Below are 15,069 nucleotides of genomic sequence, written 5' to 3'. Positions count from 1 at the left end.
TGGAGGAGCTCATTTGTTGCCGCCGTTGATGCGGGGGTGCGCCCAACCGCGTGCCGTAGCCGGAGGAGGTCGGATACCGGCACTGCGGACCAGCAGTGGAATGACCTGAAGATTTTGCCAGATGATGTCAGGCCGAGCGTTGTGTCTTTTGAATGGGAGTAGTCAGTGCCGTTCAAGATCGGGGCTCCCTTTAGGTGCCAAGCCGGCCGACTGCTCAACCACGAGTAGGTCAAAGCTACCTAGGCAGGAGCCGGGTGTCACGGGCCCGAAAAAAGTTTCGTAGCGAAGATTATTCTGGACGTCCCCGCCTGAAGGAACGCCAAAGGTCCCGGACCGGTGTTGGCCCAGGGCCTTCGAGGGGGCTTAGGAGTCGATGGGCCTTCCGGTCGATGGACTTGAGGGCGGCGAGCCGTGCTTCCACTTCGATCTGCTCGCAGAGGTCTTCCATAGGCGAACTGGGCCTCCAGGGATGATGCCGCGAGTTCCTGCTGGCCGCGGACCGTGGCTTCCTGGCGGCGGATGTTCGCCTCGTACCGGCCAATGGCCGAGGTCGGGTCCCCGGCGGCAAGAGCCTTCAGGGCGTCGTTCATCTGGGACTGGGTGGCGGCAACGCGGCAACGGTTGACCAGCTCGTTGCGCTTGTCGGTCAGCTCGCCGAGTTTGCTCCGCATCTGGTCCAGCCCGTTTCAAGCTGGTCAACGACCTGATTCTGTGCGGCCAGGCTCGGTTCCTGGGCCTTGGCGGTGGATTCTGCGGTAATCTGCCGGCCCAGGGCCACCCGGGCAAGGGCATCGGATTTGTCAGCGTCCGCACTGTTTCCGGCGGACCGGAACTCGTCGGCCTTGCGGGACGCGGCAATGGCCTTGTTGCCCCAGGTGGTTGCGTCGTTCACGGCCCGGGCGTAGTCGTCCTCGGCCATCCGGAGGTTGCCAATCGTGGTGGCAACAGCTGCTTCGGCTTCGCGGATGTTCTCGGAATAGTCGCGGACCATCTGGTCCAGCATCTTCTGCGGGTCCTCCGCGGAGTCCGGGAGGGCGTTCAGGTTGGCCTTGGCGAGCTGGGCAACGCGGGCGATAATATTCTGCTTCACGGGGGTTTTTCTATCGGTAATGTAATCGCATCATACGTGTACGGCACGGGCCGGGACCAGTATCGGTGAACCGCCGGATAAGCCTTCTAGTCCCTCTTTGCCGGCGTCCCCGCACGCGGTGGACCTCGGCGATGGCGGCGAGGGCCAAGGGGAACGACACGACGGCGGCCATGTGGCGCAGAAGACCTAGGGCTGGTGCAGCGTCGCCCAGCCGACGAGGAGCCCTGGCAGGCCAACGCAGACGCTCACCCAGACCTGGTTGCCCCGGATATGCGACCAGACGGCGGCCGTGACGGACAGCGCACACCCGGCGTAGATGTAGCGGCTGCCAATCCGCGACTCCTCCTGCTCGGCGGGGGTCGGCAGCCAGACGTGCCAGTCGACGCGCACGATCCCGTAGGCGATCAGGGCCATCGAGGCGATGACGAGCAGGATCCACGCAATGGTCCTGGTCCAGCGGCGCCTTGTCTCAAGTGAGCACTTCATCTGGTCTTCTCCCAATCACGTCCTTCATCGGCCAGCCGAAGGCCCTACGGCGCGGTTACCGGCCGAGAGGCCCCAGACACCCCCGGCTTGGTCAGAGTGGACGGCCGAAGGGATAGTCCACCCACGCCCCTGTGCCTTCTTCCGGACATGCTCGGCCGGCACCCTGGACCGTTGACCAATAATCAGCGGGGAAGCGCGCCCCTTGGAGAACAGCGTTCAAATCGACGCCATGTTCCTCGCGCCCGTCCGCGAAACGCACGTCATAGCGGATGCTGCGGTACCGGCTCTTTAACCAACGACGTGTCTTCCACATTGCAGTGGCCCGGACAGCAATCGGCATTTGCGCAGTCATTCCTTCATCACCTCTTGTTTATTCGCGCGAGCGGTCATGGCTGGGTAGAGATTGTTCGGCATTTGGCGGCCAGTTTTTTGCGCCGGAAGGTCCCGGCGATGGAGAGCTTCTTGCCGTATTCGATGGACCCGTACCGGAAGAGGTGGACGGCGAGGCGGACGATGAGGAGCCCGACGATGAACAGTTCGGCGATGACGATGGCGGCCTCGACCGTGCTGAGGGTGCCGAAGCCGTTGCGGAGCATGGCGGTGACCGGGGAGGTCAGCGGGAAGTAGGTGAAGACCTGCACGATGAGGGATTTCGGGAGGGAGATGATCAGGCTGTGGGCGTAGAAGGGGATGAACATCGCGGCCATGAGCGGGCCGAAGATGGTCCCGGCTTCCTTGGCTGTGGGCATGATGGCGCCGATGGCGACCAGCACCCCGGTGAACAGGCTAAATCCACCCAGCAGCAGCAGGGCTCCGACGATCAGGGGTACGGGCTCGAACACGAGGGTGGACAGGTCCGGGTCGGGCAGTGCCAGGGAGTCGCGGAGGAACGGGTAGCCAGCCGCGATCGGGGCAAGGAACACGAGCATCTGGACGAGACCGACGGCGAACAGGGAGATGATCTTCCCGGTGATCAACGTGGTCGGGTTCAGGGTTGTCAGGATCATTTCGGTGACCCGGTTCTCCTTCTCCTCCAGGGTGGAGTTCAGCATCTGGTTGGAGAGCAAGATCATCGAGATGTAGAAGACGATCAGGAACAGCATCGGCGGGATGACCGAGCCGACTCCGCCGGAGGCTTTCCCGTCCTTGAAGGTCTCGGACTCGAAGGCCACTCCCCCGGCCAGGGCCGCCGTCAGCTGCGGGTTGTTGACCTGGGCCTGCGCGGCGGCAGTGAGCAGCTGCTTGGCCACTGCCTCATACTTGCCGTTCTCGAACACCCCCATATCGGCCCCGTAGACCTTCACCGGTTCGGCGGCCGGGTCTTTCGGGTAGGCGAAGTACGACTCGCTGGTCCCGTCCTTGACCGCGGCCAGGGCGGTATCCGGATCCCCGGTTGACTTGCCGCCGGCGGCCTGGGCCATCTGCGGCGGGAGGATGCCGGAGGCGTCCGTGTACGTGAAGGACAGCTCCAAGTTCTTCTGAGCGTCGGCGCTGGCCTCGGTCCTGGAGTTGGACGCGAAGATCAGGGCGAAGACGAACACCAGGACAACGGGGATCGCCAGGGTGGCGACCACGAAGCCCTTCTTCTTGATGGTCCGCATAAATTCGAACGCCACGACGGTGCCCAGGTTGTGCTGTGAAAGTGCCATTGCTAGACCTCTGCCATCTGCTGTTCGCCGTAGACCTGGATGAAGATCTCCTCCAGGGAGACCCGCGCGGTGGTGAAGGATCGCACGGAGACGCCAGCTTCGATCAGCTCTCGAAGGACCGCCGCCTCGGTGGCACCTGCCCGCGGGGCGAGCTCCGCCTTCCCACCGGCGTCGGTGACAATGTCGTAGAGGCCGGAAGCGGGCAGGATGCCTTCGTAGCTGACCCAGTAGACGCTTCCGCCGAACTGCTCCTGCACCTCCGCGACGGTCCCGTAGGCGCGGGCGGTGCCGTCCTTGAGCAGGATGACCCGGTCGCAGAGCCGCTCCACTTCCTCCATCTGGTGGGTGACCATGATGACGGTCGCGCCAACCAGTTTCTGCTCCTCGATGATGTCCATCAGCAGGCGCCGGTTCACCGGGTTAAAACCCTTGGTCGGCTCGTCCAGGATGAGGAGCTCCGGGTCGTTCATAATGGTCACGCCCAGCTGGACTTTCTGCTGCTGGCCGCCGGAGAGCTTATCCAGCCGCACCGCTGCCTTGTCGGCCAACCCAACCCGCTCCAGGTAGTCCATTGACCAGGACTTGGCCGCCGCCTTGGACAGCCCTTTGAGCCGGCCGAAGTAGACCATCACGTCCAGGACGGCTTCCTTCTTGTACAGGCCGCGCTCCTCCGGCAGGTACCCGAGCCGGGCACCGTCCCGCGGTTCGAAGACCTTACCGCAAATGTGCAGGGTGCCCGCAGTGGGCTGGTAAATGCCCAGCAGCGCCCGCAGGTCGTGGTCTTCCCGGACCCGTTCGACCCCAGGAAACCGAAGGTCTCCCCAACATCGAAGGACAGCTCCTTGATGACCCTGGTGTCCCCAAAATCCATCCGGAAGTCTTTGATGTGCACAAGCGGCTCCGCCGCGTCCCCAACGTCATCCTGCCAGCCTATCGTTCGCCCGGAATGGTCCTTCACCGGTAGGCATGCGTAGGGGGCACAGCGGCGGTCCTGGCTTGCATGATTAGTGGCCGCCGTGAGGCTCGTCAATCAGAAACCGCTTTGCCCGCACCTTCGTCAATGGGTGCAACGATGGCGCCCATGCCCTGAAGGAGCATCCTGCGCCCCTTCCCGCAGTCGGTCCACAGCCAAACGATGGCCCAGTCATCGGTGGCAGCTTCGACTACTCCGGTACCGGACTCCGGACCCTCCGAGTAGCGAACGTGCTGTCCGATGTCGAACCTCGGGTGACGGACCCGGTTCCGGTAGCGCCTCTTCTGCACAGGTTCGGAACTTACCAAGGCTGATCGCCCCAGGTCTCTGAATGCTGGTCGTGCGTCATCGTCGTACCTCCGGTCGTCTGGCCGGCGCCAATCACCTTCTGGGCCGGCGCTGCTTTGGCGCCAGCTCATTACGACCCTGCCCGCTGCTCCCAGGCCACGTGACGAACACGTAGTGGACCCAGCGTAGCCGGACGGCCGTCGAAGATCCCTTGAACCGAATGTGACCGACAGAGCGGGTGGACGTTTTGAGCCGCCGTGGGTCAGCGGATCGCTTGCTCCGGGTTCTGGCGATCGTAAAGCTCGCGGGAGGCGCCGATGGCGTCTTTGTGTTCCAGAGACCAGTCCGCCAACTGTTTGACCAGCAGAGTGAGACTGCTCCCACGCTCGGTGAGCTCGTAGGTGACCTGGGCCGGCACAGTGGGATAAACCGTGCGGGTGACCAGCCCATCTCGTTCAAGGCGCCTTACCGTAAGGGTCAGCATGCGCTGCGAAATCCCATCAATGGCCCGCTGAAGCTCCCGAAAGCGCCTGACGCCGGAGGCCAATTCCACAATGACCAGCACCGACCATTTATCCCCGATCCGGTCCAAAACATCGCGGATCCCACAGTCCGGGTGGCTGGCTTCGCCGCAGGGTTCCATGACAGGGGTTACTTCCATGTGACTGCCTAACACCAAAGTGCCTCCTTGTGGGCCCTCGGCCGGTTACGAAAGATGGGTCTAGTTACCGAAAAGTACCACTGAAATGAGCACGCATGATCCTTGTTACCGGAGCCTCCGGCCATCTCGCCCAGTCCGTCCTGGAACACCTCACCCGGGCCGGAGCACCTGCAACCGGAGCGACCCGCAATCCCAGCGGCGGCCAGTTCCAGTACATGGACTTCGACCTCCCCGGGACGATCAACTTTCGAGGCGTGGAAACCCTGGTCCTGGTGTCAGCGGGGGCGGAGGAAGACGACGTCGTCATCAGTCGTCACGGGAACGCTATTGAGGCGGCCGAACGTGACGGAGTTGGGCACATCGTGTACACGAGCCTCACCGATGCCGGCGACCATCTGGGATTCGCGCTGGCCCACCGCTGGACAGAGAACCGGCTCCGCAGTGGAAAAGCTCAATGGACGATTCTGAGGAACGGTCTCTACGCCGAGCTGATCGGCCAGCTCCTTGCCCCACGGGAAGGGCTGATTACCGCACCCCTCGGACAGGGCGGCGTCGCCGCGGTCGCCAGCAAAGACCTGGCCGAAGCAGCAGCCATCATCGCCCGGAACCCCGACAAGCACCAGGGCAAAACCTACAATCTCGTCGGAGACAGGGTCGTCACGGCCCAAGACCTCGCGGACGAGCTGGGGGCGGAATACCGGCCAGGCAACCTTGGCGAACTGCGGCAGGCTTTGGACTGTGCAGGACTACTGCCCTTCCAGCCGGCGATGCTGCTCTCCATCCATTCCGCGGCAAGCCATGGATTCCTCGAAGGGACCGAAACCGACATCACCGGGATTCTCGGACGGAATCCTATGGACGCACTGGGCATAGCCGTGGCAACTGCCAAAACCATCGTGCAGGCTTCGCCGTCGGAGGTTTCGGTACAAGCATGAGCACCGACAAAGCCGCGGCCCCTGTCCGTCAGTTGCGCCTCGTTGTCCAGGCCGAGGACTACGACAAGGCCTTGGCCTTCTACCGCGACGTGCTGGGGCTGCCCGAGGAGGAAGCCTATGAAGGAGAGGGTGACGCCCGCGTTACGATCCTCGATGCCGGCCGGGCCACCCTCGAACTGTCCAACCCTGCCCAGGTGCGGCTCATCGACCGGGTGGAAGCGGAGGGCCAGCCGAGCGCTAGGCTCCGGGTCGCCTTCGAAGTGGAGGACACGGAGGCAGTGACGGCCAGGCTTGTTGAGGCGGGGGCCGAACTGATTGCCACGCCGCGGGAAACCCCTTGGCGGTCGCTGAACTCACGGCTGGCTGCGCCGGCCGGGCTTCAGGTGACCCTCTTCCAGGAGCTCGCGCCGGTTGAGGAGCGGGTACAAACGCCGGGGTTCAAAAAGCCTGAACCGGAAGAAGGCGTGTCCGGCCACCACTTCAGCCCCAGCCTCTACCAATCTCCAGCGCCCTTTTCACACTTTGTCCGGCACGGGAAAATCGGCTACACAGCAGGGATCATCGGACAGAACCCCGACGACGGAAGTCTGGATTCCCCAGATGTGGAGAACCAGTGCGAGGCCATGCTGACCAATCTGGAAACGCTGCTCGGCGAAGTCGGGCTTTCACTGGCCAATGTCCTGAGCACCACTATCTACCTAACCGACTACGACGACTTCCACGTCATCAACGCCGCCTACGCCCGTCGATTCCCCGAACCATTTCCGGCTCGCACCACCCTTCAGGTCGCCGGACTGCCCTTTGGCGCCCGCGTTCAGATCGACGCCGTCGTGGCATTCTCGTAACTTCCGGACGCGGCTTACCCTGAACGTACCGGGGGCCAAACAGCAGTAGGTGTTACAGCCGGGGGGAGGCCGAAATTCCCTCGGGCGTCATCCTCGGAGCAGGCTCTCGCGGCGGATCAGAGCGGCCAGCATGGCCACGAAGCACGCCACGGTGAGGAGGGCCAAAACCGCCAGCACGGGGTTGATCCACGGAGGGACCAGGTCGTACTCGGCGTTGCACTTGGTGGTCAGCGGGAACATCTGGAGCTGCTCATGCGCTTGCTGGCTGCGGTATTCATGGTCATACAGGTGGCCACTCAACTCGCACGCCTCCGCGACGTCGAGCCCGCCGGCGGATAGCCCTTGGAAGAAGACCATGACCAGCAGGAACGCGGACAGCATGGTTAACGACAGCCACCCGGACGGCCTTATGCGCAGCAACGTCTCCCCCATCCACTGGAGCCTACCTGCGTGTCCCCCATCTGCTGAAACGGGTACCCGATACTCAGGTGCCGCTCAGGCGCCGGCTATAGCGTAGTGAGCCGAGCCGGCGGCGAGGGCGTCGCCTGAGACCACGACGCCTCCCCCAGCGGTCGCCGGCTCCCACTCCCTCCTACGAGGCTGCTTCTAGATGGAATTCGACCCAAGACTCCCGAAGTAGGCAGCGCACCCCATCCTGTTCCCTCAGCTACTTGACGGAATATCCGTTATCGGCGTTGGCGTTCAAGGAAGCTGTCGGACAAGCAAGACATAAATTCTCCTAACCCAGGCACCCGCCTGCTCCGGCGGTAGCAGCTAAACCTTTCGTCCGAATACGCTTATGACGCCCTCGCTTCGCTCACAGCGGGCCGCGACGCAGGATAACTCGCTCGAAGATGCTGTCATGCCGCGGCGAAGATGAAGAATAACCTACTTAAAGTTCAGGCCGACCCACGGCGTAGCGACCGGGGTCGTGCCTCCGAACACGGATCGGAACTCTTCGTCGAGTAGGGCGCCGATGCACAGTTCCTGCGCATTTTCCTTAGTCTCCTCAGAGTGTGAACCAGACATCTTTGTCTCCTAGCGAAGAGTCACTTGTAGTGTCCGCCATGCGTGCACCTTGCTACAGTATATATTGTTATATTTACGATCGTAAATAGTCGGACATATGAAGATTATGCACTTGGGTTTACGTACGTCACGCTCTGTTATATTCAGAGACCCGACACCAAGAGGAGTCCGCCGTGGATTTGTCCCGAGCAAACCCCCGTGCCAGCGTAGAACGCACTGTTGAGTGGGTGGACACGGATGCTTCCGGGCACCAGCACAATTCGGCAGTGATGCGCTGGGTGGAGTCCGCCGAGGCGGAGCTGTTCCTTCATACCCTCAAGCTGCCCGACTACTTCCCGAGTGTTCCCCGCGTTCACCAGGAAATCCACTTCAAGGCCAAGCTGTGGTTCGGGCAGAGGATTACGGCGACGGTAGGCATCTCCAAGCTGGGCAGAACGTCCATGACCTACGCCTTTGAGGTTTACGGGCATCAGCACGATGGCCTGGCAGGAGCCGTGGCCGCTTTCGGAACAGTAACGGTTGCTCATGTACCGCCCGGTTCGGCCAAAGCCCAGCCTTGGCCGGTCGCCGTCGTCCAAGCCGTAGCACTCCCCCATCGGCCCGGGGCGGAGGCTCATTCCCGGGCAGGCCATACAGGACATGTTGACCCGAAAGATTTTTAACGTAAGGAAACCCGTGAAAGTGCTGGCTCACGTCAAGCCAGCACTTTCACCGGGGCTAATGTCCCGCATTAGGGCACTTCCTATGTCGGGGGATTTATATGTCGTGAGGCCAGAATCAGTTGTCCTGAGTCGCGGCACCCGGAAGGTTGATCCTTCTGCCAGCGGCGATGCCAGTTCCTGCCATCGCCGGCGGGAACCGTACTAAGAGACTCCGACAAACCTGCCCAAGGAATAGAGGACGCGCTGGGTGACATCGTCGATGCCGCCACTGCCATGGACTTGGGTCAGGATGCCGCGCCGGGCATACCGTGCGACAACCGCTTCGGTCTGCTCGTTGTAGAGGTCCAAGCGGTGCCGAATGACGGCTTCGTTATCGTCCGAGCGCCCCGTTTCCTTCGCCCGACCAAGCAGGCGGGCAACGAGCTCTTCATTGTCGGCGCTCAGCTCCAGGACGACGTCGAGCTTCCGATCCCTTTCAGCGAGGATCAGGTCCAGATAGTCCACCTGGGCAACGGTCCGGGGGTAACCGTCCAGCATAAAGCCGCTTTTTGCGTCGGCCTCGCTGATGCGGTGGCGCACCATCTTGTTGGTTACGCTGTCAGGAACGAAGTCACCGGCGTCCAGGTACTTCTGGGCTGTCAGGCCAAGAGGGGTCTGACCCTTAACGTTGGCACGAAAGATGGCGCCTGTAGAGATTGCAACGATGCCAAGTTGCTTAGAGATCCGCTCCGCCTGGGTTCCCTTGCCGGAACCGGGAGGTCCAATGATCAACATTCTGGTCATGACAAAACCCCTTTGAGGTTGTTAGTGGTAGTGCAGAACATGGTCCCGCCAGGCAGACTCGGCACAGCCCTGACGACGTAGTCAGGGCTGTGCCGTTGATTCTCCCTACGAAACGTGCGCCGGGGGTGACTGTGCCGAACGTGGCCATCGTGCCGGCGTTGGGAGGGGCGTCATCTGGAGCTCCAAGAGACGTGCCCTAATTGTGCTGGCGACCCATTATTCTCTTAGTGCGCCGATCCCGGCCACCTCTTCGTCTGGATCGCCGTCGGCAGTATTTGAAAGGACCCACGGCTCAGGTTGCGGCTTGGGAATCATCGCTACCGCCGTCGCTGCAAGCACCGCGATTCCGGCGAATATCGCGAAGTTGGCCTCAAACGGCAGTCTTGAACCAGCGATCCAGCCACCGATCAGGGGGCCGGAGATGGCGCCCAACCGGGCGAAGCTTAAGGCCCACCCAGTGGCAGTGCCACGGACCTTGGCTGGATAGTAATCGGCAATGTAACCGGTCAAAACCAGGGACGTGGAGATGGAACCTACGCCTGCGAATGCGACGAACAGCAGGTTGACCACCATGGTGTTCGGGAAGACCAACAGCATGATGCCCAAGCCGCCAAGAATGTAGAACACCACCAGGATGAGCTTCTTGCCGTACTTGTCTGCGGCGCGGCCGAGGAGGAGTCCGCCGATGGCAGACGCAAGGCTGAAGACCAGCAGGAAGGTAAGGGACGAGCCGAGATCGTAACCGGCCTTCTTCATGATGCTCGGCAGCCAGGTATTAAGTCCGTAAACAAGGACCAGTCCGCAGAACAGCGAAATCCAAAAGAAGACTGTGGACCGCAGGTACTTGCGGGAGAACATGGTGGTGATGGTCCTCCACCAAGGTTCTGTCACCGCACTAGTCGCTGCTGGTGCTGCCACCGGAGTGTAGTCGGAGATTTTAAGCTTGGCGGCCAGCGCCTTTGCTTCGGCCCTGCGGCCCTTGGACTCGAGGTACTCCAGCGATTCGGGAAGAAGCTTCCAGATGACGGGCAGGAGCACTACCGGTGCGGCACCAATGGCGATCACGGCACGCCACCCGCCGAGCGGAAGGACGAACAAAGCGGCCAACGCGGCAGCTACGATGCCCAGCGAGTAGCCGGAGTACATGAGCCCGTAATTGAAGGAGCGCTTGTTCGGGGCCGAATATTCGATGGTTAACGCCGCTGCCACCGGGATGACACCACCCATGCCCAGCCCTCCGACGAGACGGAACAGGCCAAAAAGTTCAGGGGTGGGAGCCCATGCTGCCCCAGCCTGGGTCAGGGTGAAGATGGCCATCGAGGCCAGCAGCATTTTTTTGCGGCCAACCAGGTCGCTGAGCGTGCCGATGAACAGCGCGCCGATCAGCATTCCGATCAAGGCGTAAGAGCCCAGGCCACCTAGGGCAAGCGGACTCAGGTTCCATTCCTTGTAGTCGGCAAGGGCAGGCAGGACGGCGCCGAGCACACCGACGTCGTAGCCCTCCGCGAGGATGGCAAGCCAGCAGCAGAACAGAACAACGCCGGTGCTGCGCTTGGGCACGCTCCAACTGGTAACCGGTGCGGCGGCCATGGCTACTCCACCAGGACCGATGCAGCGGCGGACGCAGGGGTCCAGCGGAGATGAGGTGTGGTGGTTTCCGCATCCAGTTCCTTCAGCAGGGACAGGCGGGGACGTACGGCGTCAGTGCGGGAGCTCGGCGGCTTGCGCCGGCCGGCCCGGAACTGTGAAATCCACTGGGCGCCGGGTCCTTGGTATTCCTGTTCGGCGGCGGCGTGCAGGGTCCATTGGGGGTCGTACAGGTGGGTGCGGCCCAGCGCGATGAGGTCGGCACGGCCGGCGAGGAGGATGGAGTTGACGTCGTCGTAGGTGGAGATGGCGCCGACGGCTATGACGGCCGCGCCTGCCGGAGCGGCCACTTCGTGGCGGATGCGGTCTGCAAACGGCGTTTGGTAGCTGCGCCCGAAGGCCGGCTTTTCCTCCTTGGCGACCTGCCCAGTGGACACATCCAGGCCCGCTGCGCCGTGCGCAACGAAAGCACGGGCGATTTCGACTGAATCGTCGGATGTGTTGCCGCCGTCGATCCAGTCCGTGGCGGAGATGCGCACCGTCACCGGCTTGCTGGCAGGCCAAGCCGCACGGACGGCGTCGAATACCTCCAGGGGGAACCGGAGCCGGTTTTCCAAGCTGCCGCCGTACTCGTCGGTCCGCCGGTTGGAAACCGGCGAAAGGAACGAGGACAGCAGGTAGCCGTGGGCGGCGTGCACTTCCAGCAGGTCGAAACCTGCTTCCTCAGCCCGCAGCGTGGCGGCGACAAACTCATCTTTGATTGCGTCCATCCCGGCACGGTCCAGCTCCAGGGGGACCTGGTTCCGAGGGCCGTAGGCGACCGCAGACGGGCCAACCGCCTGCCAGTTACCAGCCTCCAGAGGTTCGTCGATGCCTTCCCACATGAGCCTGGTGGAGCCCTTGCGGCCGGAATGGCCGATCTGGGCGCCGATCTTGGCGGTGGACTGGCTGTGGACGAAGTCCACGATTTCCTTCCAGCTGTCCCGCTGGGCGTCTGTGTACAGTCCGGTGCATCCGGGGGTGATGCGGCCTGCTTCGGAGACGCAGACCATTTCGGTCATCACCAAGCCGGCGCCACCGAGGGCCTTGGAGCCGAGGTGGACTTTGTGGAAGTCGCCGGGGATACCGTCAACTGCGGAGTACATGTCCATGGGCGACACCACAACGCGGTTCTTCAATTCCAGTTCCCCGATGATGAAGGGCTGGAACATGGCCGGCGCTGTCTGGGTAAGCCCCTGGGACCGGGCGAAATGCCGCTCCACCGCGGCGGCGAATTCCGGGTCACGCAGGCGCAGGTTTTCCTGGGTGATGCGGCGGCTGCGAGTCAGCAGGTTGAAGGCGAACTGGGTGGCGTCCTGGTCTTTGTACTGGCCAATCCGTTCGAACCATTCGAGGGATGCCTGGGCGGCGCGCTGGGTGGATTCGACAACGGGGCGGCGTTCAGTCTCGTAGGCAGAGAGCGCTGATTCCAGGTCCCGATGTTCGTGAAGGCACGCAGCCAGGGCGAGGGCGTCCTCCATGGCCAGCTTAGTGCCGGAGCCGATGGAGAAGTGCGCGGTGTGGGCGGCGTCGCCGAGCAGCACCACGTTGTCCTTGCGCCAGCTGCGGTTACGGACGGTGTTGAAGTTCAGCCACTTCGAGTTGTTGGACAGAACCTCGTAGCCAGCCAGCTCCTCGGCAAAGATGGAACGGATTTTGGCGATGGCTTTCTCATCGGAGACGCCGGGGGGAAACACTTCACCGGCGGTCTCGTCGAATCCTGCGGCATGCCACACATCTTCGTGCATCTCGACGATGAAGGTGGAGCCTTCGTCCGAGTAGGGGTAGCCGTGGATCTGCATGACGCCCCACTCGGTTTCCTTCACGAAGAACTTGAAGGCCTCGAACACCTGGTCCGTACCGAGCCACATGTACTTGTTGGTGCGCGGATCCAGGTCAGGGCCAAAAGCCTCAGCGTACTTGGCGCGAATCTGGGAGTTCACACCATCCGCGGCCAGCACCAGGTCGTGGGTGGCTTCGAGTTCCTCTACCGCAGGGGCCAGGGTGCTGAACCGGACGTCAACGTCGAGTTCGATGCACCGGCGCTGCAGCAGCTCCAGCAGTTCCTTGCGGCTCATGGCTGCGAAGCCCTGGCCGCCGACGCTGATCATCTGCCCGCCGAAGTGGACGTCGACGTCGGACCAGCGGGCAAAGCGGCGGCTCATGTATTCAGCCACGACGGGGTCCGCGTTGCCGATTCCGCCGAGTGTCTCATCCGAGAAGACGACGCCGAACCCGAAGGTGTCGTTTGCTGCGTTGCGTTCCCAGAGGGTGATCTGGTGGGACGGGTCCAGCTGCTTCATCAGTGCTGCGAAGTACAGGCCGCCCGGGCCGCCTCCAACGATGGCGATTTTCATGGTCTTGCTCCTTTTAGGCCTGGCTCTGGCCGGCGGCGGTCAGTTGTTCGGTTTCGTCCGCGATGCTGTCGCGGAGTTTGAAGTGCTGAAGCTTGCCGCTGGGGTTGCGGGGAAGTTCAGTGACAAAGCGGACGTCGCGAGGGTACTTGTAGGGCGCGATGGTGGCTTTGACGAAGTCCTGGATTTCCTTGCGCTTTGCAGCGTCCCCGACGACGCCCTCGCGAAGCACCACGAACGCGCAGACAACAGTGCCGCGCTCGGGATCGGAACGGCCGATGACAGCGTTCTCCACCACGTCAGGGTGCTGGTCAATAGCGGCTTCAACCTCGGGTGCGCCGATGTTGTAACCGGACGAGACGATCATGTCATCAGACCTGGCCTGGTAGGTGAAGTACCCGTCCTCGTCCATGGAGAACGTATCGCCGGTGACGTTCCAGCCGTGCACGACGTATGTCGACTGGCGCGGATCGTCGAGGTAGCGGCATCCGGTGGGACCGATGACTGCCAGCCGTCCGGTGTGCCCGGGTCCCAGATCGTTCCCGTCCTCGTCGAGTATGGTGGCCCGATACCCCGGGACTGCCCGGCCGGTGGTTCCTGGCCTGATGTCGTAACCCGCAGCGGAGATGAAAACGTGGAGCATTTCGGTGGCACCGATGCCGTTCACCAGCCGGAGCCCGGTTGCCTCCCGGACAGCCACCCAGGTTTCCTTGGACAGGTGCTCACCCGCTGATACGGCAACGCGGAGGCCGCGAAGGAGGTCCCCGCGGTTCTCTTTGAGTATGGCCCGGTAGGCGGTGGGAGCGGTGAAGAGAATGGTTGCTCCTGCTTTGGCCGCATATTGGGCAAGTTCCACCGGCCCGGCTTTTTCTGTGAGCAGTGACGAGGCGCCAAACCGCAGCGGAAAAACCACAAGACCGCCCAGCCCAAAGGTGAAAGCCAGAGGCGGTGACCCGGCAAAGACGTCTTCGGCGGTGGGCTGCAGGATGTGCCGGGCGAAGGTGTCCGCGTTGGCCAGGACGTCCCGGTGGAAGTGCATGGTCACTTTGGGTTTCCCGGTGGTGCCGGAAGTGGGGCCGAGCAGTGCCACGTCGTCGGCAGCTGTATCGACGGTGGTGAATTTTCCGCTCTTTTCTGCGCATCGGTTGGTGAGGTCCCCGTTGTCGGCCCCTCCGTATGCCAGGACTGTTAGGGCGTCGGGTGCTGCTTCCTTGAGTTCGTCAAGGCACCGATGGTCCGAGATGGCGACCACGGGCTTGGTGAGGTGGATCAGTGTTGCGATCTCGCTGGAGCGCAGCATCGGCATGGTGGTTACCACCACTCCGCCCGCCTTAAGCACCCCCAGCCAGGCAGCTACGAGCCAGGGGTTGTTGGGCCCGCGGAGCAGCACACGGTTTCCGGGCACGACGCCCAGGTCATCAGTGAGGACTTGGGCCACCTGGTTGGCGCGCTGCTGCAGCTCACCGTAGGACCACGCCCTCCCGTCGGGGGTCCGCAGGGCGGGGCGGTCCGGACCGTGCTCGGCGACGGCATTGTCGATGAGCACAGCCGCGGCGTTGAGCCGTTCGGGGTACTGAAGTTCGGGGAGGCTAAATTCGAGCGCCGGCCAGGTGTTGGCGGGCGGCAGGTGGTCGCGGGTGAACGTGTCCACGTGGGCCGATTGCGTCATGCTCATGGCCGTTCCTTTC

The 15,069-nt window shown here is 62.8% G+C and carries 12 protein-coding genes and 2 pseudogenes; 3 read left to right on the top strand and 11 right to left on the bottom strand.

Annotation, left to right across the window (positions count from 1 at the left end):
* Positions 1-289 precede the first annotated feature (289 nt).
* From FDW83_RS00555 to FDW83_RS00530, 6 genes and pseudogenes are all read right to left on the bottom strand, one after another.
* Positions 290-1,090 (bottom strand): annotated as a pseudogene (locus FDW83_RS00555) (PspA/IM30 family protein).
* 186 nt (positions 1,091-1,276) lie between these two features.
* Positions 1,277-1,576 carry a hypothetical protein gene (locus FDW83_RS00550; protein ID WP_205754645.1) on the bottom strand — a complete coding sequence of 100 codons (300 nt, stop codon included), beginning with the start codon at positions 1,574-1,576 and terminating at the stop codon, positions 1,277-1,279.
* 386 nt (positions 1,577-1,962) lie between these two features.
* Positions 1,963-3,225: an ABC transporter permease gene (locus tag FDW83_RS00545; protein WP_138135680.1), complete on the bottom strand. Its 1,263-nt coding sequence runs from the start codon at positions 3,223-3,225 to the stop codon at positions 1,963-1,965.
* A 2-nt stretch (positions 3,226-3,227) separates the two neighbouring features.
* Positions 3,228-4,096: pseudogene (locus FDW83_RS00540) on the bottom strand (ABC transporter ATP-binding protein).
* 155 nt (positions 4,097-4,251) lie between these two features.
* Entirely contained in the window at positions 4,252-4,488 is a 237-nt protein-coding gene (locus FDW83_RS00535; RefSeq protein WP_240720788.1) for a hypothetical protein, read from the bottom strand.
* Positions 4,489-4,748: 260 nt separating this feature from the next.
* On the bottom strand, positions 4,749-5,147 hold the full coding sequence (locus FDW83_RS00530; RefSeq protein ID WP_138135678.1) for a helix-turn-helix domain-containing protein: 399 nt from the start codon (positions 5,145-5,147) through the stop codon (positions 4,749-4,751).
* Between the two features lie 95 nt (positions 5,148-5,242).
* On the opposite strand from FDW83_RS00530, the gene FDW83_RS00525 reads away from it, so the two are divergent.
* Together FDW83_RS00525 and FDW83_RS00520 are read left to right on the top strand one after the other, a co-directional pair.
* Positions 5,243-6,082 (top strand): NmrA family NAD(P)-binding protein, encoded by an 840-nt coding sequence (locus tag FDW83_RS00525; RefSeq protein ID WP_138135677.1) that lies wholly within the window; start codon positions 5,243-5,245, stop codon positions 6,080-6,082.
* Positions 6,079-6,927: a Rid family hydrolase gene (locus tag FDW83_RS00520; protein ID WP_138135676.1), complete on the top strand. Its 849-nt coding sequence runs from the start codon at positions 6,079-6,081 to the stop codon at positions 6,925-6,927. The genes FDW83_RS00525 and FDW83_RS00520 overlap by 4 nt, the downstream gene beginning before the upstream one ends.
* 87 nt (positions 6,928-7,014) lie before the next feature.
* Here the strand turns inward: FDW83_RS00520 and FDW83_RS00515 are convergent, their stop codons facing one another.
* Positions 7,015-7,308 (bottom strand): hypothetical protein, encoded by a 294-nt coding sequence (locus FDW83_RS00515; RefSeq protein ID WP_138135675.1) that lies wholly within the window; start codon positions 7,306-7,308, stop codon positions 7,015-7,017.
* A gap of 821 nt (positions 7,309-8,129) precedes the next feature.
* On the opposite strand from FDW83_RS00515, the gene FDW83_RS00510 reads away from it, so the two are divergent.
* The gene (locus FDW83_RS00510) at positions 8,130-8,618 is read left to right on the top strand and encodes a thioesterase family protein (protein ID WP_240720787.1); all 489 of its coding nucleotides are present in this window, start codon (positions 8,130-8,132) and stop codon (positions 8,616-8,618) included.
* Positions 8,619-8,819: 201 nt separating this feature from the next.
* On the opposite strand, the gene FDW83_RS00505 is transcribed toward FDW83_RS00510, so the two are convergent.
* From FDW83_RS00505 to FDW83_RS00490, 4 genes are all read right to left on the bottom strand, one after another.
* Entirely contained in the window at positions 8,820-9,392 is a 573-nt protein-coding gene (locus FDW83_RS00505) for an adenylate kinase (RefSeq protein WP_171027420.1), read from the bottom strand.
* 225 nt (positions 9,393-9,617) lie between these two features.
* Positions 9,618-10,991, bottom strand: coding sequence for an aromatic acid/H+ symport family MFS transporter (locus tag FDW83_RS00500; protein WP_138135673.1), 1,374 nt, complete (start codon positions 10,989-10,991; stop codon positions 9,618-9,620).
* A gap of 2 nt (positions 10,992-10,993) precedes the next feature.
* Positions 10,994-13,384: a bifunctional salicylyl-CoA 5-hydroxylase/oxidoreductase gene (locus FDW83_RS00495; protein WP_138135672.1), complete on the bottom strand. Its 2,391-nt coding sequence runs from the start codon at positions 13,382-13,384 to the stop codon at positions 10,994-10,996.
* 13 nt (positions 13,385-13,397) lie between these two features.
* The gene (locus FDW83_RS00490) at positions 13,398-15,056 is read right to left on the bottom strand and encodes an AMP-binding protein (protein WP_138135671.1); all 1,659 of its coding nucleotides are present in this window, start codon (positions 15,054-15,056) and stop codon (positions 13,398-13,400) included.
* Positions 15,057-15,069: the final 13 nt, after the last annotated feature.

This window comes from Pseudarthrobacter sp. NamE2, assembly GCF_005796205.1.
In the GTDB taxonomy this organism is placed as follows: Bacteria; Actinomycetota; Actinomycetes; order Actinomycetales; family Micrococcaceae; genus Arthrobacter.
Note: the sequence above shows the minus strand (reverse complement) of the source record. Positions and strands in the feature narration are given on the sequence as shown.

Coding starts and splice junctions, on each gene's coding strand:
- FDW83_RS00550 (WP_205754645.1), bottom strand. CDS start 1,576: ATGAAGTGCTCACTTGAGACAAGGCGCCGCTGGACCAGGACCATTGCG.
- FDW83_RS00545 (WP_138135680.1), bottom strand. CDS start 3,225: ATGGCACTTTCACAGCACAACCTGGGCACCGTCGTGGCGTTCGAATTT.
- FDW83_RS00530 (WP_138135678.1), bottom strand. CDS start 5,147: ATGGAAGTAACCCCTGTCATGGAACCCTGCGGCGAAGCCAGCCACCCG.
- FDW83_RS00525 (WP_138135677.1), top strand. CDS start 5,243: ATGATCCTTGTTACCGGAGCCTCCGGCCATCTCGCCCAGTCCGTCCTG.
- FDW83_RS00520 (WP_138135676.1), top strand. CDS start 6,079: ATGAGCACCGACAAAGCCGCGGCCCCTGTCCGTCAGTTGCGCCTCGTT.
- FDW83_RS00515 (WP_138135675.1), bottom strand. CDS start 7,308: ATGCTGTCCGCGTTCCTGCTGGTCATGGTCTTCTTCCAAGGGCTATCC.
- FDW83_RS00505 (WP_171027420.1), bottom strand. CDS start 9,392: ATGTTGATCATTGGACCTCCCGGTTCCGGCAAGGGAACCCAGGCGGAG.
- FDW83_RS00500 (WP_138135673.1), bottom strand. CDS start 10,991: ATGGCCGCCGCACCGGTTACCAGTTGGAGCGTGCCCAAGCGCAGCACC.
- FDW83_RS00495 (WP_138135672.1), bottom strand. CDS start 13,384: ATGAAAATCGCCATCGTTGGAGGCGGCCCGGGCGGCCTGTACTTCGCA.
- FDW83_RS00490 (WP_138135671.1), bottom strand. CDS start 15,056: ATGAGCATGACGCAATCGGCCCACGTGGACACGTTCACCCGCGACCAC.